At 65.7% G+C, this 24,196-nt stretch carries 17 protein-coding genes, 2 tRNA genes, 3 rRNA genes and 3 pseudogenes; 12 read left to right on the forward strand and 13 right to left on the reverse strand.

Going from position 1 to position 24,196, the window contains the following annotated elements; genetic code table 11:
* The gene (locus tag SY89_RS12210) at positions 1-1,020 is read left to right on the forward strand and encodes a lamin tail domain-containing protein (protein WP_054584429.1); all 1,020 of its coding nucleotides are present in this window, start codon (positions 1-3) and stop codon (positions 1,018-1,020) included.
* 44 nt (positions 1,021-1,064) lie between these two features.
* Positions 1,065-1,721, forward strand: a complete 657-nt coding sequence (locus tag SY89_RS12215) for a molybdenum cofactor guanylyltransferase (RefSeq protein WP_054584430.1) — start codon at positions 1,065-1,067, stop codon at positions 1,719-1,721.
* Here the strand turns inward: SY89_RS12215 and yqeC are convergent, their stop codons facing one another.
* Positions 1,722-2,453: a selenium cofactor biosynthesis protein YqeC gene (gene yqeC, locus SY89_RS12220; RefSeq protein ID WP_054584431.1), complete on the reverse strand. Its 732-nt coding sequence runs from the start codon at positions 2,451-2,453 to the stop codon at positions 1,722-1,724. It abuts the gene before it with no gap.
* A 53-nt stretch (positions 2,454-2,506) separates the two neighbouring features.
* The gene (locus SY89_RS12225; protein WP_189319185.1) at positions 2,507-3,310 is read right to left on the reverse strand and encodes a polysaccharide deacetylase family protein; all 804 of its coding nucleotides are present in this window, start codon (positions 3,308-3,310) and stop codon (positions 2,507-2,509) included.
* Between the two features lie 200 nt (positions 3,311-3,510).
* On the opposite strand from SY89_RS12225, the gene SY89_RS12230 reads away from it, so the two are divergent.
* The 8 genes from SY89_RS12230 (at position 3,511) to SY89_RS12265 (ending at position 9,865) form a co-directional block, all read left to right on the forward strand.
* Positions 3,511-4,248 (forward strand): archaeal proteasome endopeptidase complex subunit alpha, encoded by a 738-nt coding sequence (locus SY89_RS12230; protein WP_054584432.1) that lies wholly within the window; start codon positions 3,511-3,513, stop codon positions 4,246-4,248.
* 69 nt (positions 4,249-4,317) lie between these two features.
* On the forward strand, positions 4,318-5,472 hold the full coding sequence (locus SY89_RS12235; protein WP_054584433.1) for a metal-dependent hydrolase family protein: 1,155 nt from the start codon (positions 4,318-4,320) through the stop codon (positions 5,470-5,472).
* A 100-nt stretch (positions 5,473-5,572) separates the two neighbouring features.
* Positions 5,573-5,647: transfer RNA gene (locus SY89_RS12240), tRNA-Glu, on the forward strand.
* 231 nt (positions 5,648-5,878) lie between these two features.
* The gene (locus tag SY89_RS12245) at positions 5,879-7,198 is read left to right on the forward strand and encodes a ferritin-like domain-containing protein (protein WP_054584434.1); all 1,320 of its coding nucleotides are present in this window, start codon (positions 5,879-5,881) and stop codon (positions 7,196-7,198) included.
* A gap of 68 nt (positions 7,199-7,266) precedes the next feature.
* Positions 7,267-7,548, forward strand: a complete 282-nt coding sequence (locus SY89_RS12250) for an ArsR/SmtB family transcription factor (RefSeq protein ID WP_054584435.1) — start codon at positions 7,267-7,269, stop codon at positions 7,546-7,548.
* A 33-nt stretch (positions 7,549-7,581) separates the two neighbouring features.
* A complete protein-coding gene (locus SY89_RS12255; RefSeq protein WP_054584436.1) occupies positions 7,582-7,887 on the forward strand; it encodes a hypothetical protein in 306 nt (101 codons plus the stop codon).
* A gap of 66 nt (positions 7,888-7,953) precedes the next feature.
* The gene (locus SY89_RS12260) at positions 7,954-8,382 is read left to right on the forward strand and encodes a hypothetical protein (protein WP_054584437.1); all 429 of its coding nucleotides are present in this window, start codon (positions 7,954-7,956) and stop codon (positions 8,380-8,382) included.
* A 133-nt stretch (positions 8,383-8,515) separates the two neighbouring features.
* Positions 8,516-9,865, forward strand: a complete 1,350-nt coding sequence (locus SY89_RS12265) for a hypothetical protein (protein WP_054584438.1) — start codon at positions 8,516-8,518, stop codon at positions 9,863-9,865.
* 22 nt (positions 9,866-9,887) lie between these two features.
* Here the strand turns inward: SY89_RS12265 and SY89_RS12270 are convergent, their stop codons facing one another.
* The 4 genes and pseudogenes from SY89_RS12270 to coxB form a co-directional block, all read right to left on the reverse strand.
* Positions 9,888-10,508, reverse strand: coding sequence for a metallophosphoesterase family protein (locus SY89_RS12270; protein ID WP_054584439.1), 621 nt, complete (start codon positions 10,506-10,508; stop codon positions 9,888-9,890).
* A 102-nt stretch (positions 10,509-10,610) separates the two neighbouring features.
* On the reverse strand, positions 10,611-10,880 hold the full coding sequence (locus SY89_RS12275; protein ID WP_054584440.1) for a cytochrome C oxidase subunit IV family protein: 270 nt from the start codon (positions 10,878-10,880) through the stop codon (positions 10,611-10,613).
* Positions 10,881-10,884: 4 nt separating this feature from the next.
* Positions 10,885-13,401, reverse strand: coding sequence for a cbb3-type cytochrome c oxidase subunit I (locus SY89_RS12280; RefSeq protein WP_054584441.1), 2,517 nt, complete (start codon positions 13,399-13,401; stop codon positions 10,885-10,887).
* 3 nt (positions 13,402-13,404) lie between these two features.
* Positions 13,405-14,147: pseudogene (coxB, locus tag SY89_RS12285) on the reverse strand (cytochrome c oxidase subunit II).
* Between the two features lie 206 nt (positions 14,148-14,353).
* Between coxB and SY89_RS12290 the strand changes: the two are divergent.
* Positions 14,354-16,032, forward strand: a pseudogene (locus SY89_RS12290) (aldehyde ferredoxin oxidoreductase C-terminal domain-containing protein).
* A 40-nt stretch (positions 16,033-16,072) separates the two neighbouring features.
* Here the strand turns inward: SY89_RS12290 and SY89_RS12295 are convergent.
* Together SY89_RS12295 and SY89_RS12300 are read right to left on the reverse strand one after the other, a co-directional pair.
* A complete protein-coding gene (locus SY89_RS12295; RefSeq protein ID WP_054584442.1) occupies positions 16,073-16,357 on the reverse strand; it encodes a ubiquitin-like small modifier protein 1 in 285 nt (94 codons plus the stop codon).
* Between the two features lie 38 nt (positions 16,358-16,395).
* Positions 16,396-17,584: pseudogene (locus SY89_RS12300) on the reverse strand (redox-regulated ATPase YchF).
* Between the two features lie 116 nt (positions 17,585-17,700).
* On the opposite strand from SY89_RS12300, the gene SY89_RS12305 reads away from it, so the two are divergent.
* Entirely contained in the window at positions 17,701-17,997 is a 297-nt protein-coding gene (locus tag SY89_RS12305) for a hypothetical protein (RefSeq protein ID WP_054584443.1), read from the forward strand.
* Here the strand turns inward: SY89_RS12305 and SY89_RS12310 are convergent, their stop codons facing one another.
* The 5 genes from SY89_RS12310 to SY89_RS12330 form a co-directional block, all read right to left on the reverse strand.
* A complete protein-coding gene (locus SY89_RS12310) occupies positions 17,998-18,837 on the reverse strand; it encodes a DUF7504 family protein (RefSeq protein ID WP_054584444.1) in 840 nt (279 codons plus the stop codon).
* 185 nt (positions 18,838-19,022) lie between these two features.
* Positions 19,023-19,144, reverse strand: a 5S ribosomal RNA gene (gene rrf / locus SY89_RS12315).
* Positions 19,145-19,266: 122 nt separating this feature from the next.
* Positions 19,267-22,176: ribosomal RNA gene (locus tag SY89_RS12320) — 23S ribosomal RNA — on the reverse strand.
* A 212-nt stretch (positions 22,177-22,388) separates the two neighbouring features.
* Positions 22,389-22,460 (reverse strand) — tRNA-Ala (locus SY89_RS12325).
* 88 nt (positions 22,461-22,548) lie between these two features.
* Positions 22,549-24,021 (reverse strand): 16S ribosomal RNA (locus SY89_RS12330).
* The 16S, 23S and 5S rRNA genes sit together here with 1 tRNA gene alongside, the layout of an rRNA operon.
* Positions 24,022-24,196 lie beyond the last annotated feature (175 nt).

Below are 24,196 nucleotides of genomic sequence, written 5' to 3' on the forward strand. Positions count from 1 at the left end.
ATGCAGTTCCCCGTCCGCGCGGTCGCGCTCAGTCTGCTGCTCGTTCTCGCCGGCTGTGCCGGCGGCGCGGTCCCGACCGACGACGGCCGGATGCCCACGGGCACCGAGACGCTGACGCCCACGGCTACCGGGGCGTCGACGCCCGTCGACGCGCCGCCCGCCGCGACGCCCAAGCCCGACGCGGTCGAGGCGGAGGTGATCGACGTGGTCGACGGCGACACGATCGACGTGCGCCTGCCCAACGGGAGCGAGGACACGGTTCGCCTGCTCGGCGTCGACACGCCGGAGGTCCACGCCGAGAACGACCCCGCGGAGTTCCCGGGCGTGCCGGACACGGAAGCCGGGCGCGACTGCCTCCGGAGTTGGGGCGAGCGCGCCAGCGAGCACGCGAAGGACGAACTCACGGGGAAGACGGTGACGCTCTCCTTCGACGCGAACGAGCCCCGCCGTGGCTACTTCGGTCGCCTGCTGGCGTACGTCCACGTCGACGGGGAGTCGTTCAACTACGGCCTGCTCACGCGGGGGCTGGCCCGGCGCTACGACGACTCGGGGTTCGAGTACCGTGATCGCTACGGCGCCGCCGAGGACGCCGCCCGAGCCAACGGTGTCGGCCTCTGGGGCGCCTGCGCGACCGAGGAGCCCGAGACCGCGACCGAGACGCCCGTGGCCGTCGCCGACGGCGGCGCGCCGCTCCGGATCGAGACGATCCACGCCGACGCCGCGGGCGACGACCGCGAGAACCTCAACGACGAGTACCTCACGTTCGGCAACGCCGGCACCGAGCCGATCGACCTCTCGGGCTGGACAGTGAGCGACGAAGCCGACCACACGTACACGTTCCCCGAGGGAACCGAGATCGGCCCGAACGAGACGCTCACGCTCCACACCGGCAGCGGCGAGGACGGCGACGGCGATCGCTACTGGGGCCAAAGGTCGCCCGTCTGGAACAACGGCGGCGACACCGTGATCGTCCGGAACGCGAGCGGGAGCGTCGTCGTCGAACGGTCTTACGACGGCTGAACCGGACCGCAAGCGACTTTCCCCGACGCCGCCCAGCCACGCCCATGCACTCGGCCGTAATCGTCGCCGGCGGGCGCTCGACCCGGTTCGGCGACGACGACAAGGCGGTCGCGCCGCTGGCGGGGACGCCGATGATCCGGCGCGTCGCCGACCGACTCGAACCGGTCGTCGACGAACTCGTGGTGAACTGCCGCGAGGACCAGCGCGACGCGATCGAGAGCTCACTGGAGGGCTATCCCCTCCCCACCGCCTTCGCGCTCGACCCGGAGGTCGATCAGGGGCCGATGGCGGGGATCCGAAACGGCTGCCGGGCCGCGTCGGGCGAGTACGCCGCCGTCGTCGCCTGCGACATGCCGTTCGTCGACCCCGACGCGATCGACTACCTGTTCGACCGCGCGAGCGGCGATGTCGCGCCTCCAGCGGGCGCGGACGACGAGGGGTCACCGCCGTTCGACGGCGCGGTGCCGCGACTGGGCGACGGCTGGTACCAGACGACCCAGGCGGTGTACCGCCCCGACGCGATGGCCGCGGCCTGCGACGCCGCGCTGGAGCGGGGCGACCGGAAGATCCTCGCGCCGCTCGAGCATCTCTCCTACGCGGTCGTGAGCGAGGCGGAACTGGCGGCGGTGACCGACCTCGAAACCTTCGAGAACCTCAACACGCAGGAAGAGTTCGAGGCGGCCGCGGCGCGGCTCTCGTAGCTACTCGCGGAGCTCCCGGATCTCGGCGTCGGCCATCCGCGCGAGCACCACGCGCGGGACGACCGAGCGATCGGCGTGCTCGAGCACCGCGTCGGCGATCTCGCGGGCGACCGCGAGGTCGTCCTCGTCGTCGACTTTGTTTACCAGCGGGATCGCCGTCGCGCTCGGCGGGGCGCCGCGCAGGCCGCCGTCGGGACTGGCGAGCACCCGACCGACGACCTCGGGCGTGATCTCGTCGCCGATGTCGACCCCCGCCACCGCGGCGACGCGCTCGGGGCGGTGGACGAGCTCCTCGTCGAGCGGTTCCCCGACGGCGTGGGCGCTGGCGATCGGGACGACCGTATCCGCGGTCTCGGGGATGCGGGGCTCGTTCGCGCCGGGCGCTTTGAAGTCGCGCATCCGGGCGCCGTCGGCCTTGACGAGCGTCGGGCCGTCGTGGGCTCGCGCGAGGTCGGTGACGGTGTCGGGCTCGTAGCCGCGGTAGCGGTCCTCGAACTCCTGTTCGGGGACGAGGCCGAGCGGGTACGTGTCGGTCGTGACGAGCGTCGAGATGGGGTCCTCCGTGACGACCACGCGGTCGACGTGCGGGTCGAAGATGGGGATGCGGACGGTCGCGGTGACGACCGCGCGGTCGGTCTCGGCCGCCAGCGCGTACATGGTGGTCTTCTTGCCGCCGGCGCCGACGAAGCAGGTCAGGCCGTCGGCGTCGAGTGCGGCAGCGAGATCGGTCATAGCGGGAGTGGGGGCGCGGGGGTCCAAACGGTTTCGGGACGGGACGACCGCGGTCAGACCACCTGTCCGACCGTCGCGAACTCGACATCCGGTTTGGCGGCCATATGTTCGATCAGCTCTCGGAGCATCCCCGGCCGCGGGCTCCGGCCGCTGACCTGCGGGTGGAGCGTGAGTACGTAGACGCCGTCGTCCACGAACTCGTACATCCAGTCGAACTGGCGGCGCCAGTGGTCAAACACCGCGGCCTCGTCGGAGAAGGCTCGGTTGCCCGAGAACGCCAGCGCGGGGTAGTCGTCGCGCTGCCAGGAGACGGGTACCTCGGTGATCCCGACGGGGTCGCCGGTCTCGTAGGGTTCGTCGCGGGGCGCGTGCTCCTCGACGAGTTCGTACGGCTCGAACTCCCGGGCCATCCCGCTGGAGGAGTACTCGAAGCCGAACTCCTGCAGGAGCGAGACGGTGTGGGGCGAGAAGTCCCACGAGGGGGACCGATAGCCCGCGGGCGCCGAACCGGTGAGCGCCTCGATGCTCTCGATCCCGCGGGCGATGTCGGCCCGTTCGGCCTCACGGCTCTCGTACTCGCCGGGGGGCGTGTGACTCCAGCCGTGGTGACCGATCTCGTGGCCGGCGTCGACGACGCGCTCGCAGGGCTCTGGGAAGGAGTCGATCGTGTGGCCGGGGACGAACCACGTCGTCGGCACGTCGAGGCGGTCGAACAGGTCGAGCAAGCGGGGTGCGCCGACCTCGGCGCCGAACACGCCTCGGGAGCGTTGGACGGGCGAATCGCCGAACTCGCCGGCGTGGAGCCACGGCGAGACGGCGTCGAAGTCGACGGTGAGACAGACAGTGTGTGCCATGATACTCACAGTGGTCGCCGGGGAGATAAACGCACTTGGCGAGCGGGGCGTCGACCCCCGGCCGGAGTCGTCGGTCGGCCCCAACAATATCGACAGCAACGGTCGGGGTTGTAAAATCCCGCTTAAGCAGGGTTTTTCAGTCGGGGGGCGTATCCGTTATCGATGACTGACAGCGAAGCCGTCTCCGCGGCGGAGGGTTCCCGATGAGAGGAAACGACCAGCAGGCCTACGACCGCGGTACGTCGCTGTTCTCTCCCGACGGTCGCATCTACCAGGTGGAGTACGCCCGCGAGGCCGTCTCCCGTGGCGCGCCCAGCGTCGGCGTCCGAACGCAGGACGGCGTCGTGCTCGCCGCCCAGGCACAGGCGAGTTCGGAGCTGATGGAGTCCGAGAGCATCGAGAAGCTCCACAAGCTCGACGACCACATCGGCGCCGCCTCCGCGGGCCACGTCGCCGACGCGCGACAGCTGATCGACTTCGCCCGCCGGATGGCCCAGACCAACCACCTGCGCTACGGTGAGGCCATCGGCGTCGAGACGCTCACCAAGTACATCACCGACCACATCCAGGAGAACACCCAGCGGGGCGGCACCCGTCCCTACGGCGCGGCGCTCCTGATCGGTGGGATCGAGGGTGGCGTCGAGGGCGAGGACGGGACGCCGCGGCTGTTCAGCGCCGACCCCTCAGGGACGCCCCACGAGTGGAAAGCCACGATCATCGGCGGCGGTCGCGAGGAGATCCAGGGCGTGCTCGAGGACGGCTGGTCCGAGGAGCTCACCCTCGAAGAGGGGCTGAAGCTCGTGCTCCGGAGCCTCCGCGAGCACGACGAGGAGATCGAAGCCGACGCGCTATCGGTCGCCTCGATCACGGTCGACGACGGCTACGAGGCGTACGAGCCCGAGGAGATCGACGAACTCCTCGCCGCGCTGGGCGACGAGTAGCCAGCCACCCTTCTCGCCGCGATAGCCGCCACCCGACGCTTTAGGTAGTCGGCGCCACCACCGGTAGCTATGCAACTACTGGAAGGCGGCACGGTCGTCGACGCCGACGGCGTGCTGACGGCGGACGTACTGATCGACGACGACACGATCGAGATCGTCGGTGACGCGAGCGACGCGAACGTCGACGAGCGCATCGACGTGTCGGGCCAGTTCGTCGTCCCCGGGATGATCGACACGCACGTCCACCTGATGATGGACGCCCGGCCCGACGCAGAGAGCGTCCAGGGCGACAGCGAGGCGACGCTTGCCTACCGTGCGGCAGAGAACCTCCGCAACCAGGCCGAAGCTGGCGTCGTCGCGACCCGTGACCTGGGGGCGCCGGCGACCGTCGCCATCGACGCCCGCGACGCCGTCGCCGACGGAACACTGCTCGGCCCGCGCGTGCAGGCGGCGGGACAGAACGTCGTGATGACCGGCGGCCACGGCCACTGGTTCGGCCGCGAGGCCGACGGCCCCGCCGAGGTTCGAAAGGCGGTACGGGAACAGCTCAAAGCCGACGCCGACGCGATCAAGTGTATGGCTACCGGCGGCGTGTTGACCACCGGCGCCCAGACCGGTGCGCCGGAGCTGACGCCGACGGAGCTTGAGGCGCTCGTCGAAACCGCTCACACCGCCGGTCGGTCGACGGCGGCACACTGCCACGGCACGGAGGGGATCAAGAACGCGGTGCAGGCCGGCATCGACAGCGTGGAGCACGGCACGTTCATGGACGAGGCGGGCGCCGAGATGATGGCCGAGCGGGACACGTACTGGGTGCCGACGCTGTCGGCGCTGAAGGGGATCGTCGAGAACAGCGACGCCGGCATCCCCGAGCAGGCCGTCGCGAAAGGCGAGGAGGCCGGCCAGCGGATGGCCGCCGCCTGGGAGTACGCGCTCGATGCGGGCGTCCCAATCGCGATGGGGACGGACGCGGGCACGCCGTTCAACGACCACGCCGACGCCGCCCACGAACTGGCGTACATGGTCGAGTACGGACTCGACGAGGCGGGCGCGCTGGAGGCGGCGACGGTCAACGCCGCCGACCTGCTCGGGCTCGACGACACGGGCATGATCGAGAGAGGGTACCGCGCGGATCTGCTGGTCCTCCCGGAGAACCCCCTCGAGGACGTGCGGGCGTGGCAGTCGCCGGAGCAGGTGTTCCTCGGCGGCGAACAGGTCCGATAGCGGGCTGGCGACGCCGACCGCGTGACCTGCGAATCCGCCACACGGCGGTGAGGAAACGCAACGGTTTTACGTTCAACCCGAATACTGAGGAGTGCGAAGCGCTCTGGTGGTGTAGTCCGGCCAATCATATCACCCTCTCACGGTGATGACCTGGGTTCGAATCCCAGCCGGAGCATTTCTCTCGATCCAACTGTTCGAGCGGCGACGCTCTCTGCCGTACTCGTATCACTAATCGGTCAGAATAGGGTCGCATTCGTCGGCGCCCCATCGTCGATCAGAAGCCACTTCTGGCGCCCAGCAGGGGATTCCGGACCAAATTCCCCCTCGGTTGGGCCCCACTCCCCGCAGAGTTATGTCAGAGTTCGGAAAATTGCTATACGGGTATCGACCCTCGACCGAAGTGGAGATGTTCCCCACGAACTCAGGCGGCGACGACGACTCGCAACGCACCCGACGTGGCTTCATCGGCGCGGTGGCGGCAGCCTCGGCAGTGGGGCTGGCGGGCTGTTCGGGCGGCGACGGCACCGAGACCGCGACCGACGAGCCGATGTCGACGATGACTGAGACGATGACGCCGACCGAGGAGCCGACAGAAGAGCCGACGGCGACGCCCCAGCCCGCGGCGCCGGACGTGCCGACGCTGAACTACGCGCTCACGCTGGAGCACCTGGAGAACGTGTTCTACCGCGACGGGCTGGAGACGTTCAGCGACGACGAACTGATGAACGCCGACGCGCTCTCGTCGTTCAACGAGACGATCCGGATGCAGGTGCCGGAGTATCTCCGGACCGTCGGCGCCCACGAACAGGCCCACGTCGACTCGCTGACCGCGACGATCGAGGACCTCAACGGCGAGCCCATCCCGGAAGGCGAGTACGAGTTCGGCTACGAGACGCCCTCGGAGTTCTTCGAGGTCGGGATGGCCCTGGAGAACACGGGCGTCGCCGCCTACGCCGGCGCCGCGCCGACAGTGGTGAACAACGACCTGCTCACGGTCGCGGCGGGGATCCACTCCGTCGAGGCGCGCCACGCGGCGTTCCTGAACCTCGTCAACGATCGGGCCCCGTTCCCGAGCGCCGTCGACGAGGCCAAATCCGTCGACGAGGTGCTGGAGATCGCCGGCCAGTTCGTCACCAGCGAGGTCGACCCCGGCGCCTACGAACTCGACGAGGAGCGCCCGACCCACGATCGGAAGGCCGAGAACGACACCAGCGACGTGGACGTGCTGAACTACGCGCTCACGCTCGAGCATCTCGAGAACGCGTTCTACCGCGACGGCCTCGCGGGGTTCACCGACGAGGAGCTGATGAACGCCGACGTGCTGAGCGACTACGGCACGACCGTCCAGGAGAAAGTACCCGGCCACCTCGCGATGGTCGGCGAGCACGAGGCAGCCCACGTCAGCGCGCTGACCGACACCGTCGAACAGCTCGGCGGCACGCCCGTCGAGGAGGCGAACTACGACTTCGGCTACGAGACCCCCTCGGAGTTCCTCGGCGTCGCGAAGGCGCTCGAGAACACCGGCGTCGCGGCATACAAGGGCGCCGCGGGCACCGTCTCGGCCGACGCCGTGTTCGAGGCCGCGATCAGCATCCACTCCGTCGAGGCCCGACACGCGAGCTTCCTCAACGAACTCAACGTCGAGTCGCCGTTCCCGGCCGGCGTCGACGAGCCGAAGACGATGGCGGAGGTCCAGGAGATCGCCGGGCAGTTCATCGTCGAGTAAGCCAGCTCACCGACCGTTGGAAGGGCGGTCGGTGGGCTTAGGTAGTCTCGGTGGCTCGACCCAGTGTGATGGAGGCGGCCCTCTGGTACGTACTGTCGGGAACCCGTGGCGGGCCCAACCGGGCTCGCGTGCTCCGTGCCGTCGAGGAGCAGCCACGGAACCCGAACCAGCTTGCCGAGGCGCTCAGCCTGAACTACGACACGGTTCGCCACCACCTGGAGGTGTTGGCGGAGAACGACGTCGTCCGCGCCAGCGGCGACGACTACGGCGCGGTGTACCTGCCGACGGAGCGCGCCCGGAACCACTGGGACGTGGTCGAGGAGATCACCAGCCAACTAGAGCAACCATGAGCCCGAACACACGCAGCACGGGGAGCCCCACCGATGAGCACGCTTGTCACCGCCGCACAGGTCGCTGTCGGCATCAACGTACTGCTGCTGCTGGGGCTCTGCTGGGTCTGGGGGCAGAACTACGCCCAGCTCCGCTCGAAGCACACGCTGGGAATGCTCGTGTTCGCGGTGCTGTTGCTGGCGGAGAACGGGTTCTCGCTCTACTACTACCTCGTCGATCCGACGCTCTCGGCGTGGTTCAGCACGAGCGTGCCCGACCCCGCGTGGCACGCGATGCTGCTGTTCCACGTGCTGGAGACGCTCGCCCTCGCGTTCCTGGCCTGGGTCACGTTCGACTGAGGCGCACGACGAAGAAACGAATCTTTATACGCTCGCCGCGGCCATTCTTCGCTAACGGAGCGCACTATGGCATCGACGATCTACCTCGTGAGTGCGGCGTTGATGGTCCTCCTCCTGCTCGCCGTCGTCGGGGCAGTGATGGGCCGGAACTGGAAAGCTTACACACCGACCTTGCGGAACGACCAGTCGGTCTGGAGCGCACTCGCCGGCAACGAGGCGGTCTGGACCCTGGCGTTCATCGTCGCCGCACTCGCAGTCGGCGGCGGCGCGGCGTTGTTCGTGAGCGGGGACGTCTACTCCGGCTCGCTAGTCAACGCCGGGGGTATCGCAGTCGCCATCGCGCTGGCGGTGGCGTTCCTCTTCTACCTCTTCTACGGTACCTACGCGGCCGCGAAGGCGCGGGGCTACCGGCGCGCGGCGGCCGTGATGGCCGCCTCGTGGATGCTGGGGCTGCTGGTCGTCGTCGGGATCACGCTGAACCTGCTGCTGGCCTGACCCGGTTGCGAAACGTTCCTGTAGCTCCCCTTCAGAACACCGGAGAGACGTGTGTGATCACCGCCGGCGCGCGGCATCGCCAACGGCTCGACTCCGGAGAGTCGCGCGGTCCTGCGCTGGCGGGTGGTTTGCGGTGCTGTCGGCGCTGAGCCTGTTCGCTGCGCCCGCTCGTGGGCACGGCGGCCCGGGGATCACGGCCAGCGAGGTTGGCGCGCCGACGTGGCTGTTCCTGCTCAGCGGCGCCGCGGGCGTCGGCATCGCCCTCCTGCTCACGAGCGTCGTCATCGACCGCGACGTCCTGGCGGCGTACTACGGCCGGCGGCGCTCGGTTCCCGCCGGCGCGACGATACGCTACTGGGGCGGCCGCGTCGGCGGCGCCGTTGGCCTCCTCGGTCTCGCTTGGGTGCTTGCCGGTGGACTGCTCGGCCCGCGCGAGGCCGGGCGGAACGTCGCGGTGTTGCTGATCTGGGTGCTCTGGTGGGTCGGCCTCGCCGCGGGCACGTACCTCGTGGGGAACGGCTGGCCCGCACTCGACCCCTTCCGCCGCCTCGCGGCCGCGCTACCGACTGCCGAGTGGCTCTCGCTGCCCGGCTGGGTCGGCCGCTGGCCCGCCGTCGCCGGCCTGCTACTGCTCGTCTGGCTGGAAATCGTGACCGCGGTGGCCGCCGATCCGCGACAGCTCACGGCGGTCGTCGTCGCCTATCTCGCCGCGACGCTGATCGGGAGCGTGCTGTTCGGCCGGGAGCCGTGGCGCCGACAGATCGACCCGGTTACCGGCGTGTTCGACCTGTTCGGACGCGTCGCGCCGCTCCAGCGCGCCGGCGACGGCCTAGTACTGACCGCCCCGGGCGCCACACTCGCTCGGACTGATACCGACGCGACCACGCGGGCCAGCGAGGTCGGCTTCGTGCTGGCGCTGCTGTGGGTGACGCTCTTCGACGGGGTGGTCGCCACGCCGGCCTGGCAGTCGCTCGCGGCGCCGATCGTTCGCGGCGGTCTCCCCGGCCCGCTATCGTACTTCGCCGCGATGCTCGGCGGGTACGCGCTCCTGTTCGGAGGGTACTGGCTCGCCTCAGCGATCGTGCGCCGGACCGGGCAGACGTACCTGTCGACCTCGCGCATCGCCGCCGCGTTCGCGCCCACGCTGGTGCCGCTGGCCGCGGGCTATCACCTCGGCCACTACCTGCCGTATCTCCTCACCCAACTGCCGGCGGCGGTCGTCGTCGGCCTGAACCCCTTCTCCCCGCCGAGCGCGCCGCCAGCGCTCGTGCTGCCGGGGTGGGTCGGCTGGATCGCCCCCCTCGCCGTGCTGACCGGACACCTGCTCGGGGTCTGGACCGCTCACAGCCGTGCGGTCGAGCTGTTCACCGGGCGGGAGCAGTCCATCCGGAGCCAGTTCCCGTACGTGGTCGTAATGGTGCTGTACGCGATCACGGCGCTGTGGCTGCTCACGCAGCCGACGATCGACACCCCGTTCGTCTGATCGTTCCCGCGGACGGCGACGCTCAGTCCTCGTGGAGCGTTACTTCGATCTCGCCGTCACCGGCACGGACGGTCATCATCGTCGCCCGCTCGGCGGGGTCGGCGCCGGTGACCGAGCCGGGGTTGAGAACGCGAACCCCTTCGTGGACGGTGTCCTCGACGACGTGGGTGTGGCCGCCGACGCCGACGACCGTGTCGCCGGGCTCGTTCCGGCCACGCGCTCGGGCCGTGTCCGCGATCGCGTCGGCCCACTCCTCGCCGCGGAGAACGAGCCCCGCCTCGCTCTCGATCGTCGCGTCGAAGGACGTGATCTCGCCGTCGTCGGTTCGTTCCATCGCCGTCTCGACGGCGGCCGCGTCGACGGCCGCGGCGACGGGGTTGATCGTCCCGTGAGTGACGACGAACGTGACGCCGCCAGCCGTGACCGAATCCACCGCTGGGAGACCGAGGTCGTCGGGGTCGACGTTGCCGTGGACCGCCGTCAGCTCGTTGGCGAGGTCACGCACCTCGTCGAGAACGTCGCTTGTCGCGAAATCACCCGCGTGGATCGTGTGGTCGGCGGCCGCGATCCGCTCGCGGAACCGATCGGGGAGGGTCTGTTGCCGCTCGGGGATGTGGCTGTCGGAGATAACTGCCAACTCCATGGCTCGTGGTTTCAGCGAGCCGTCAAAACCGTACCGGCTGTGTGCGGGCGTCGCTCGTGAACGGGATATCGTCGAAAAACCGCGGTCGTTCGCGACGGCGCCTTACAGGATCGAGTACGACGCCGCGACCGTGAGCGCCAGGAAGCCGACGAAGCCCAGCAGCAACACGTACGTCACCGAGCGGGGCTCCCAGACGAGATGCTGGAAGTAGCCCGCGACGACCACCGCCTTGATCAGCGAGAAGACGGTGATCAGCCCGAGCGCGAGCATGTAGCTGCTCTCGAGCAGCCCGATCTGCTCGACGCCGACCTGCAGCGTCGCGATGACGAACAGTGCCACGTAGATTCCGGTGTAGAGTTTTGTTCGTGCCATTGGTCTAGACGATGTAGAACAGCGGGAACAGGAACAGCCACACGATGTCGACGAAGTGCCAGTACAGGCCGAAGTACTCGAGCGTCTCGTCGTTCCCATCCGTGTACGCACCGTTCCAGGCCCGCCAGATGAGGTAAGCCGTGATCAGCAGCCCGGCGATCACGTGGCCCATGTGCAGCCCCGTCGTGAGGTAGTACGTCGAGGCACGCACGCTGGAGTCCAGCCCGGTGCCCTCGCTGAACAGGACGACCCACTCGATGGCCTTGTTCGCGAGGAAGCCCAGCCCGAGCAGGAACGTCAGTCCGAGGCTGGCGACGACGCCCTTCCGACTGCGCTTCTGGGCGGCCACCAGCGCGAGGATCACCGTGAACGAACTGGTCAGCAGCAGGTACGTGTTGACCAGTCCCGGGATCGGGTTGTGCGGGATCGGATGCCAGTGCGTCCAGCCGTACGCCACACGCAGGAAGATGGCGGCGCCGATGAACGCCCCGAACAGCACCACGTCGGAGGCGAGGAACACCCACATCCCCATCTTCGTGTTCTCGACCCCCTCGAACGGCCACGCTTCGCCGAGGCCGCCCTCGTGGGCCGTGAAGTTCTCGTAGCCCATCGCCGTGGTAGAGCCGATCAGGCCGAGCACGCCCAGCACCGAAGCCCCCTGGTAGAACAGCCCTTCGAGGCCGGCCGGGAAGCTCCCGACCTGCAGCCCCGAGAGGCCGATCGCGGTCACGACCGTGAACAGCCCGATCGCCGCGGGCCAGATGCTCGCGTGATCGACGTGAACGTCGTCACCGTGACCCGGTTCGAGTGCCGCGTGGCCACCGTCCGTGGCGGCCGTGCCGCCGTCGGCGGCCGCGGCGGCCGTCGCGCTGTCGTCCAGGAACTCCAGGTTCCCGCTCGTGTAGCTCGGCTTGCCGGGGAAGTTATCGATCGGCGGCGGCGAGGCGACTGCCCACTCCGCCGTCGTCGAGTACGGCCACGGGTTCGCCGCGGCGTCGTCGCCGGTGACGATGCTCTTCCCGAGGTTGTAGATGATCAGCAGGAACGCGATCCCGAGGATCACCGCGCCCACGGAGGCGAGTCGGTGCCAGCCGACGTACTCCGGCCGGTAGGCGAACACGCGCCGGGGCGTCCCCCACGCGAGGAACAGCGGGAAGTACAGCATGTTGAACCCGGTGAAGTACACCGCGAAGCTCAGCTTCCCGAGGAACTCGTCGTACGTTTTCCCGGTCATCTTCGGGAACCAGTAGAACAGGGCTGCGACCAGCCCCGTCGCCCCCGAGACCATCACGTAGTGGAAGTGCGCGACGACCCAGTAGGTGCCGCGGAACTCGTAGTCGAGCACGACCGCACCGAGGAACACACCGGTGATGCCGCCGACGATGAACAGCACGAGCGCGCCGAAGGCGTACAGCATCGGCGTGTCCCACCTGATCCGTCCCTTGATCAGGGTGTAGATCAGCGCGAACACCATCAGGTCGAACGGGAGCGAGATCCCGATGGTGGTCGCCATGAACAGCGTCTTCACCTCGAGGTTGATCGAGGTGAGGAACATGTGGTGCATCCAGACGATGAAGCTCTGGAGCGCCACCAGCACCATCGAGACGATGAACCACTTGCGGCCGACGATCCGGTTACCCGAGAACGTCTGGAAGATCTCCGCCATCGCGCCCAGCGCGGGGAAGAACACGATGTACACCTCGGGGTGACCGAAGAACCAGAACAGGTGGGTCCACAGCACCGACCCGCCCGCGGTCGTCGCCGCGAAGTAGGTCGTCCCGAGCATGCGGTCCGAGAGCAGGATCATGACTGCCGCCAGCAGCGCCGCGAAGGCGAGCAGCATCATCCAGACGGTCAGCAGCCACGACCACGTGAACAGCGGGAGCGAGCGCATCGTCAGCCCGGGCGCCCGCATGCGGTGGATCGTCGTGATGAAGTTCACGCCACCGACAGTGACCGAGGCACAGAACACGACGATGGCGAACACCGTCGTCGTCGCCCCGATACTCGGCATGAACGCCGGAATGTTCAGCGGGGCGTACAGCGTCCAGCCGCCCGCGTAGGAGCTACCCAGGAAGAACGACGCGAACACCAGGATCCCCGAAGCGAGGTAGAGCCAGTAGGACAGCGCGTTCAGCCGCGGGAACGCCAGGTCCTCGGCCCCGATCTGCAGCGGGACGATGTAGTTCGCGAAGCCTGTTGCGAACGGTGAGATGAACCAGAACACCATGATCAGGCCGTGCAGCGAGACGGCCTGGTTGTACGCCATCGCGGAGAGGACGCCCGTCCCCGGCGCCCGCGGGCTCCACATCTGGGCGCGGATCAGCAACGCAAGCACCCCGCCGAAGACGAGGAAGAACATCGCGGTCGCGAGGTACAGAAGCCCCACGTCCTTGTGGTTGGTCGTGACGAGCCAGCGCTTCAGCGACCACCGTGGCGGCAGGTGGTCGTCGTCGTGGCTGTCACCCGGCAGTGCCGTCGCCGTGCCGCCGTCCGTTCGTGGTTGGTTGTCGTCAGTCATGCGTTACACCCCCGCCGCCGCGACGTTGGCGGCGGTATCGTTGTTCGCGGACGCGCTCTGGGAGTCGTACCAGTCCTGGTACGCCTCCTGATCCATCACGATGATGTCCGCGTCCATGTAGGAGTGACCCTGGCCACATAGCTCGTAACAGTGGGCCGAGTAGTTGCCAGTGTCGGACGCCTTGAACCACGTATCGGTCGTCTCACCCGGAATCGCGTCCGTCTTCACCTTGAGCTCCGGGATGCCGAAGTTGTGGAACACGTCGGCCGAGGTCACCCGTAAGTTCACTTGCGTGTCCACGGGGACACGGAGCGTGTTGGTCGTGTTCACCCCCGTGTAGTCACCGCCGTCGTCGAGGTAGTGGAAGTTCCAGCCGAACTGGTACCCCTCGACCTCGACGTTGACGCCCTGCTCGCCCGTCTGCCCCTCGACGAACAGCAGCGTGCCGTAGGTCCACGCGATGAGCGAGATGACGATGATCGCGCTCAGACCCAGCGAGAGGAACAGCTTCTTGCCTTTCCCCCGCCGGTCGGGACCTCGCCGAGCTTTGGGCGGTCCTCTTCGTCGACACCGCCCTGGTAGCTGTATTTGTACGCATTGTACAACATGTAGCCGATCACGACGGCTCCTACGAGGGTTCCGAGCCCGAGGAACACCCAGTAGATCTCGCTGAACACTTGCACCCGTGTGCCTTGGGGAACGAGCCCGCTCTGGAGCACGGATGCGGCTGTGGAATCAGGTATCATCGGCGGCCTTGATACAGGGTACTCGCTTCGCTCTGACCTTAGTGGTTTCGAACGCTCACGCGCGCGCGAGCGAGAAGTCGACAACACACCGACCTGTCAGGCGAATCGCGACGGGGTGGGCGCGGCCCCGAATCGGCGTCGCGGAGGGTCCGGAGATAGTGTGGTCGAGAGACAGGCATAAGGCTGGCCACACACACAGTCTGAGTATGCTTCACGCAGAGGGACCGATGCTCTCCGTCGACGTCGGCGACCGCAGCGCCGACGCCGTCGACATCGACGACGTGCTCGCGCGCACCATCGGCGGCCGCGCGACGGCGACCGCATTAGCCCACGACCGTATCCCGTTCGACGCCGACCCGTTCGGCCCGGAGAACCGCGCGTACCTCTCGACGGGACCGATGCAGATGAGCAACATGTCGTTCACCGGCCGGATGAACATGACCGGCCTGTCGCCGCTGACCGACGGGCTCGTCTCCACGAACGCCGGCGGGTATCTCTCCCGGAACTTCGCCGGCGCGGGGCTCTCGGTGCTCGAACTCGTCGGCGAGAGCGACGAACTGCTCGCGGTCCACGTCACCGACGGCCCCGAGGGGCCGGAAGTCCAGTTCGAGGAGGTCCCGAGCTCGAGGGCGCCGAGACGAGTCGCGTCTCCGCGTACATGGAGACCCACCACGATCTCGGCCCGGAGAACTGCATCACGATCGGGCCAGCGGGGGAGAACCTCGTGCGCTTCGCGTCGGTGATGACGTTCGACTCCCGGGCGTTCGGCCGCGGCGGTATCGGCGCCATCCTGGGGAGCAAGAACGTCAAGTGCGTCACGTTCGAGGGCGACTCCGCGCCCGAGATCGAGATCGCCGACCCGCCGGCCTCGGACGTGCACCGCGAGGCCGCGACCAGCGACGACCTGATGCGGCGCCAGGGGACGACGGGGAACACGGAGTTCATCAACGACAACTTCTCGATCCCGACGCGATACTTCGACGACTACGAGTTCGAGAGCATCGAGAACATCGGCGGCAACGCCGTCGAGGAGAAGAAGTACAAGAAAGGCGCCTGCTCGCAGTGCGCCTACGCCTGCAAGCTCCCCACGAAGGACGAGGAACGCGGCGTCGAGACCGAAGGGCCGGAGTTCGAGACGGTGTACTCCTTCGGCACCTGCCAGGGCGTCGACGACATCGTCGACGTGATGATCTCGAACGAGCTGTGTGACGAGCTCGGGATGGACACCATCTCCGCGGGCGTCACCGTCGCGGCCTACCTCAAGAGCGAGGACGCCTTCGGCGACGCGGAGCTAGTCCACGAGACGCTCGAGAAGATCGCCTACCGCGAGGGGATCGGCGACACCCTCGCGGAGGGGACCGCCCGCGCCCACGAGGAGCTCGGCGTCGACAACTACACCGTCAAGGGGATGGAGTTCGCCGCCCACGACGGCCGCACGCTCCACGGCCAGGGGCTCTCCTACGCCGTCGCGAACCGCGGCGCCGACCACATGTACGGCGGGATGCTCGGCCTGGAGTACTCGGGCGAGGTCGACCCCGAAGGGACGCTCGGCAAAGCCGAGACGCTCGTGGGGCTGGAGAACCACAACGTCGTCCGGGACTCGGGCGTCGTCTGTGCCTTCGGCGGCGACTACCTCACCGACGAGCGACTGGAGACGCTACTCGACGCCGACTACGAGGAGCTGCAGGAAGTCGGTGCCCGGACCGTCGAGCGCGAGCGCCACTTCAACAACAAACGCGGGAAGGACGTGGCCGACGACAACCTCCCCTACGAGATCCCGGATCTCGCCGAGGCCGTCCAGGAGTACTACGAGGCCCGCGGCTGGAACGACGACGGCACCGTCCCGGACGCGAGCGTCGACTCGGTCGCGCCCGCGGACGACTGAGGGCCGCTTCGCTCACGACCACTTCGACTGTTTCTCTCACTTACCCGCCGTACACCGAGGGGACGATCCGAACCGTGTCGCCCTCACTGAGTTCGGTCGCGAGCCCGTCGAGATGTGTCACGTTCTTCTCGTTGATCGTCACCACCGTCGACCCCGCGGTCTCGTCCGCCTCCTCGTCGACGATCCGCCCCGCGAGACTCGGGTACGCCGCCTCCAGTTCGCGCAGAATCTCCCCCACGGTCGTTCCCGGATCGTACTCGCCGCCGACGTCTTCCACGCCGGCGTCGTCGCGGAACGGCCCGAACAGTTTACACTCGACTTGCACGCGTCGACGAAGGGGCGGCGACGAAAAGTAGCCAGCGGTCAGCCGGTGGTGACGATTTCGATCACGTCGCGGTGGTCGAGTTCGTGGTCGGCACCGACCTGGCGGCCCGACCGGCAGTCGATGCCGTGGAGTAGCCCGTCGCCCACGTCGGAGTGGATGGTGTACGCGAAGTCCTCGACGGTGCCGCCGGCAGGGAGGATGAAGCAGTCCCGGAACACGCCTTTCTCGTCTTTCGAGCCGTTGGCACTGCCGGGGAACACGCCCATACAGCCGAGCGTGTCGAACAGTGCCGTTTCGAGCGTTTTCTGGACGCCGGTGCCGCCGTAGGCGGCGACGAACTCGCGGATCTGTTCGAGCCCCTGTTCCTGTTCGGGGCTCACGTCGCCGACGATCTCGAAGTCGTCCTCGCCGGGCGTGTAGTCGACGATCCCGCCCTCGCTGGCGTTCTTGAGCGACTTCTCCGCGTGGGCACTCACGGGGACGAAGTCGAGGTGGTCGTACTGGGCCTCGCCGGTGATCGCCGCCCAGTTCTCCTGTGCCGCGGGGTGTCCATCTTGTTCGCCGCGATGACGATCGGTTTGGTGCGCTTGCGGATCTCGCAGGCGAGCTCCTCGCGCTCGTCCTCGTCCCACGCCTCGGGGTCGAAGCCGATCCCCTGCCCGAGGATGATCTGCTTGATCTCCTCGGCGACGATGCCGAAGGCGTCCATCTGCTCGCCGAGTGCCTCCTCCACGTCGCCGTCGCCGCCGTGGTAACCCGATAGGTGGCGCTCGATCCCCTTCTCCAGCACGTCGAGATACCACATGTCGATCTCGTTCTCGAGGAACGCGATGTCCTCACGTGGGTCGTGGTTCTCGGTCGCCTCCCCCTCGATGTCGGTCTCCCCGAGAAGTCGACGACGTGGACCAGCACGTCCGTCTCGTTGAGGTCGGCGAGGAACTGGTTTCCCAGCCCTTTCCCCTCGTGGGCACCGGGGATCAACCCCGCCACGTCGACGAGCTTCACCGGAACGAACCGGGTGCCGTCGTCGCAGTACCCGACGCTGGGGGTGCACGTCTCGTCGAACTCCGGCGCCGCACAGTCCACCCGCACGTACGCCTCGCCGACGCTCGGGTCGATCGTGGTGAACGGGTACGCGCCCTCGGGCACGTCGTTCATCGTCGCCGCGTTGAACAGCGTCGACTTCCCCACAGAGGGCTTGCCGACGAGGCCGATGCGATAGCTCATTGCAACGGCCGATGTGGCTGGCGGACAAAAGCGCCTCCATCGGGACCGTCACCGACTGTGAACATCACACACGGACGAGCCGGAGAGAATTTGCCGGCTCGTCACTGACGGTGGGTATGAGCGACGAGGCAGCCGCGACTGCTGACGCGGGCGACACGTTCGGCGTGGGCATCGGGGTGACGGAGACGGAACTGCGCGTCGTCGTCCGGGTTCCCTCGGAGATCGACTCGGGCTGGACCGACCCCGAGTCGTTTCAGGAGATGGTTGAGGCGGTGCTCTGGGATCGACTCGATCGCGAGGAGACGCTGCGAGCGGTGGCGGCCTCGACCGACCCAGGAGAGACGGCGATGCTCGGAACGGTGACGCTCCGGCCGGACGGCACCGTCGTCGACAGTTCGCTCGCCGCGCCGTAGTTACTCGGGGAGGGATTCGACCGCGAGACCCAACTCAGCGGCGCGTTCGGGGTCGTAGTTCCGGCAGTCGTACCGGTTCGGGCCGTTGGTGTCCGCCCGGAGGGCGAGTGCGTCCAGTTCTGCCAGTGCCGACAGCGTCGCCCCCAGCATGCGCGCGGAGAGCTCCGTCTCGTCGGCGAGCTGTCCCGCCTGGACGTACGACCGGTCGGCTCCATCGAGGATGTCGATCGCCTCCCGCCAGTAGCTCCGGAAGTAGCCGAACGTCGTCGGGTCGGTCGTGCGAAGCCGGCGAACGGCGGTCGGTGCGTCGGTGTCGAACGAGGGCTGTCCCGCGGTTTCCCCGAGCGTGTCGCCGAACACGGCGATATCGCGTGCAGCGCAGTTGCCCCCCGCAGCGACGACGCCACCCTGCTCGGTGCGGTCGCTGAGGGATCCGAGCAGTGCGTCGACGGTGTCGCGGTCGGTATCGCCGGTGAGGGCAGCGAGCGATTCGAGATAGACGACTGTTCCGCGCGGACTCTGCTCCCACCCGTCGAGAAATCGCTCGAGCACCGACCGGAGCTGGTCCGGGTCGATCGGCCGCTCGATCGTCGCGACGGCGAGGTCGTCGGAGACGACGGTCGTCTGCGTGGCGGCCGCACCACGCGTCAGGTCGAAACACTCGATCAGGCCGATCTGTTCGGCGGTGCCGCCGGATCGTTGCCAGCGGCGATGCCACTCGTCGGCCGTCGAATCGGTGAGTACTGCGAGCACGTTCTGGCCGGCCGCGCGCTCGCGGAGCGTGTGCATCGCCCGATCGACGCCCAGGGTGAGTACGTGTGACGCGTCGTCGGGCATCATGTCGATTACAACGACTGATTGGGTATAAAAATACGGGTCGCGGTAGATAGCACATCCCCGTGACGTGTCGAAATCGGGGGCGACGAGCGAGAAGCTACCAGCTCATCGACTCAAACGTCGATGAATGGAGTGTGGACGAACGCGAAGCGTCCCGCTCGTCAACACGAAATGACCGCAATGAATGAAAGAGACGGCGAGTCAACTTTCCCAGCGGGTCGCCCACGCCAGTACTCGCTCACACGTAGGTGAGCTTAACTTCCGTGTTCGGGATGGGTACGGGTGTTACCTCACCACTCTGGCCGTCTCACGCCGAGTCGCGGAATCGAACCGCGATCATACCAAGCTCGGTCGGGTCCACGACGTAATGTAAGCGTAGTCCAGTTCGCACCTGGACCCGTAAAACGGGTGCAGTGCAGAGAGATTACCGGATGAATGATGGCTTCGGACTGTTAGTGCTCGCGGACTCAACGCCTCGTTGCCTTGGCGCGTACATCCCGAGTCTATCTAACTCCTCTTCTACGAGTGTCCTCAACGGTACTTCGTTTCCGAGTGGGTTTCGAGCTTAGATGCGTTCAGCTCTTACCCCGTGATGCGTGGCTGCCCGGCAATGCTCTCTCGAACAACCGGTACACCAGTGGCATCCAATCGTAGTTCCTCTCGTACTATACGATCGTTCTCGTCAAGTACCATAACACCCCAATAGATAGCAGCCGACCTGTCTCACGACGGTCTAAACCCAGCTCACGACCTCCTTTAATAGGCGAACAACCTCACCCTTGCCCGCTTCTGCACGGGCAGGATGGAGGGAACCGACATCGAGGTAGCAAGCCACGCGGTCGATATGTGCTCTTGCGCGTGACGACTCTGTTATCCCTAAGGTAGCTTTTCTGTCAGCAACCTGGCCCATCAAGGACCATGGTTGGTTCGCTAAACCACGCTTTCGCGTCAGCGTCACTCGTTGGGAATGACACTGTCAGACTTCCGTTTGCTCTTGCGCTCTTCCTCGGGTTCCCGACCCGAGTGAGGAAATCTTGGGGCGCGCTCGATATCTTTTCGAGCGCGTACCGCCCCAGTCAAACTGCCCGGCTACCGGTGTCCTCCGCCAGGAGTGAGAGTCGCAGTCACTAACGGGTAGTATTTCACTGATGGCTCGGTGGCCCGCTAGCGCGGGTACCTGTGTAACGCCTCCTACCTATGCTGCACATTAGCGACCACGTCTCAGCGACAGCCTGCAGTAAAGCTCTATAGGGTCTTCGCTTCCCCTTGGGGGTCTCCAGACTCCGCACTGGAACGTACAGTTCACCGGGTCCAACGTTGGGACAGTGGCGCTCTCGTTGATCCATTCATGCAAGCCGCTACTGAAGCGGCAAGGTACTACGCTACCTTAAGAGGGTCATAGTTACCCCCGCCGTTGACGGGTCCTTCGTCCTCTTGTACGAGGTGTTCAGATACCCGCACTGGGCAGGATTCAGTGACCGTACGAGTCCTTGCGGATTTGCGGTCACCTGTGTTGTTACTAGACAGTCGGAGCGCCCAAGACACTGCGACCTGCCCCGCCTGGGGCAGGCATTCCTTATTGCGAACGTACGGAACTAACTTGCCGAATTCCCTAACGTCGGTTCTCCCGACAGGCCGTGCCTTGCGCTGGCAGAGTACCTGTGTCGGATCTCGGTACGGACATCGTGCTCCCTTTTCACGGGCTCCTGGTAACATCGACTTACACTATCTCGAGTTTCGCTCGCTTCTTGCCGTTACGGCGTCCACGAGCTTCCTCGATTCGACCGGGCGAAAGCCCGGCTCGATGGTTCCGGAAGCGTCGGTTTCACTGCACGATGGTGCTGGAATATTAACCAGCTGCCCTTTCGATCCCTGCGAGTTACGAGGGACCTTAGGATCGACTAACCCTTGGCTGATTGACAGTGCCAAGGAACCCTTACTCTTCTGGCCGTCGGGGTTCACACCCGACTTTCGCTGCTACTATGACTAGGATTTTCGTTACTAGACGGTCCACGCGAGTTCTCACCCGTGCTTCCATCCGTCCAGAATGCCAACCTACTGGGTCGCTGTGTTACCAGCGCCGCTAGGTCTCGGTGGTGGATTTGAGCCCCGATCATTTTCGGCGCCTCGAACCTCGGCCGGTAAGCTGTTACGCTTTTCTTGGAGGGTAGCTGCTTCTAAGCTCACCTCCCGGCTGTTTAGGGCTCGAGACAACCTTCAAATCGCACTTAATCCACACTTTGGGACCTTAACCCAGCTCTGGGTTGTTCCCCTCATGGTACCCAAGCTTACCCCGGGCACCGGACTCCCATCGTCCACGGCGTTTGCACGTTCGGAGTTCGACAGAGAGGCCGACTCCTCTCGGAGGCGGGTCTCTCAATCGGTCGCTCTACCGCGCAAACTACCTCGGATGAGGTCATGCTTCGACATGTTTCGGTTGGAACCAGCTGTTGCCGAGTTCGATGGGCCTTTCACCCCTACTCTCGAGTCACGGGAGGGTATTGTAGGACACCAACCCTAACGGGCCTCCACGTGGCTTTCGCCACGCTTCACCCTGCTCCAGAGTAGATCACTCGGTTCCGGGTCGTATCCCTTCGACTCCCCGCGCTTGAACACGGTGGGCCTGGCAATGCTGCGCCCCTATCGGTTTCCCTGCGCCTTCCCTGATAATCAGGTTAGACTCGCCAAAGAGATACACTCCCTAGTTCGTTTTTCAAAACGTACGACGGAACTTCGGCTCCTCTTTCGTCCTACTGGAAGCTCGCGCTTCGATCGTTTTGAAAGAGGCCTTTCAAGCCCCGTCGCTCTATCGCCGACTGGTTTCATGCCCTATTGCACCGCCCTTCTCGGGGTGCTTTTCAGCGTTCGCTCACGCTACTTGTTCGCTATCGGTCTCGAGGAGTGTTTAGCCTTCGCGGTCGATGCCCGCGACATTCACGAGGGATATCCAACCCCCGCTACTCTGGGTCTGGCGCACACTCTACTGAACTACGGTACGGGACTGTCGCCCTGTTTCGTGCTCTGTTCCAAGAGACTTCTCGTAGTTTGTCGAGTGCTGGTAGCCAGCCCGTACACCACATTTCCTTGCGGATTCGGTTTGGGCTGTATCGCGTTCACTCGCGGTTACTTACGACATCGCAGTTGCTTTCTCTTCCTGTCCTTACTAAGATGTTTCAATTCAGGACGTTCCCTATTGCGCAAAGCAATTGTAGAGGGATTCCCATTCGGAGATCCTCAGTTCTTAGCTTCCATGCAGCTCCCTGAGGCTTATCGCAGCTTGGCACGTCCGTCTTCGGCACTCGAGCCGAGCAATCCATCAGCCGGCATAGTAGCCGTCTGTCGGTAATCGTCGTTCCACTGCAACCCGTTGAACGGGTCCAGTGGGTGCCTGGACTACGCTTACACACGGTCGTCATTGCACGTCCCGTGGGTGTCACGGGAGCGTACGTCGGACCCTTCCCAGACGCGCTCTCGCGGTCTGGTGCATCGGTCGGTCTGGATTCCATCGTACTCTCGTCGGGCGTATAAGCCGTCCGGTTTCCTTCTATCCGACATGGACTCGCGGGGATTCGAACCCCGGGCATCCTCCTTGCAAAGGAGGCACTCTCCCACTGAGCTACGAGCCCTATGGAGCCTTGGTAGTTCTAAGGTGCCCGGTCGAACCGGTGGCACCGAACGCGAAAGGTGGGTCTGCCCGAGGCAGATCCCGGTCTGTGGAGGTGATCCAGCCGCAGATTCCCCTACGGCTACCTTGTTACGACTTAAGCCCCCTTGCGGAGCCCAGATTCGACCTGTTGAACAGGCCTCATCCGGACCCCACTCGGGTGCTTTGACGGGCGGTGTGTGCAAGGAGCAGGGACGTATTCACCGCACTCTCCTGGAATGCGATTACTACCGAATCCAGCTTCATGCGGACGAGTTGCAGTCCGCAATCCGAACTACGACCGAGTTTCTGAGATTACCGCTCCCTCTCGGGGTTGGAACCCATTGTCTCGGCCATTGTAGCCCGCGTGTTGCCCAGCCCATTCGGGGCATACTGACCTACCGTTGCCCGTTCCTTCCTCCGCCTTGGCGGCGGCAGTCCTCCTAATGTACCCATCATCCTCAAGGGACATGCTGGCAATTAAGAGTGCGGGTCTCGCTCGTTGCCTGACTTAACAGGACGCCTCACGGTACGAGCTGACGGCGGCCATGCACCACCTCTCTACGGCATCGTGGTGAGGTCATCAACCTGACCGTCATCACCGTAGTCGGGGCTGGTAAGGTTACCGGCGTTGAGTCCAATTAAACCGCAGGCTCCTCCGGTTGTAGTGCTCCCCCGCCAATTCCTTTAAGTTTCATCCTTGCGGACGTACTTCCCAGGCGGTTCGCTTAGCGGCTTCCCTGCGGCACAACACTCACTCGTAGTGAGTGTCACACCTAGCGAACATCGTTTACGGCTGGGACTACCCGGGTATCTAATCCGGTTCGAGACCCCAGCTTTCGTCCCTCACTGTCGGATCAGTCCTCTCGAGGTGCTTTCGCCATCGGTGGTCCGTTCAGGATTACGGGATTTCACTCCTACCCCGAACGTACCCCTCGAGCCTTCCTGTCCCAAGCCGAACAGTTTTCGCCGGACGCCCACCCGTTAAGCGGGTGGATTTCCCGACGAACTTGCTCGGCCAGCTACGGACGCTTTAGGCCCAATAAAATCGGTCATCACTTGAGCTGCCGGTATTACCGCGGCGGCTGGCACCGGTCTTGCCCAGCTCTTGTTCCTGAACCTCCCTACGGTTCAGAAAAGAAAGGGCGATATGCCCTTTCACTCGGGGTCCCCTTATCGCACTGGCGTGCAGTGTAAAGGTTTCGCGCCTGCTGCGCCCCGTAGGGCCCGGAATCTTGTCTCAGATTCCGTCTCCGGGCTCTTGCTCTCACAACCCGTACCGATTATCGGCACGGTGGGCCGTTACCCCACCGTCTACCTAATCGGCCGCAGCCACATCCTACAGCGCCGGAGCGTTTGAGCGTCGACGTGTTCAAACAGTCAACGCGTATCAGGTGTTAGCCTCAGTTTCCCGAGGTTGTTCCTGTCTGTAGGGTAGTTTGGCCACGTGTTACTGAGCTATACGCCGCGGGTCTAAACCCGCACAACTAGCATGGCTAAATCGGACCCCGATAGCAATGACCTCCGGCAGGATCAACCGGAATGTGTACGTGCGTCTGCACGTGGGTGGCGGGTCGGATCACAGTACGTGATCGTTACCATCTGGTCTTGCGTATCGGTTACCGTTCGCTGCCCGCCGGCCGAACCGGGGGACACCGAACTACCAAGGCTCACATCAGAAGCCGTCCTGTGGCGGACCACGGGGGCGGCGTCCTCATC

This window comes from Halolamina pelagica (assembly GCF_001307315.1).
GTDB lineage: Archaea > Halobacteriota > Halobacteria > Halobacteriales > Haloferacaceae > Halolamina > Halolamina pelagica_B.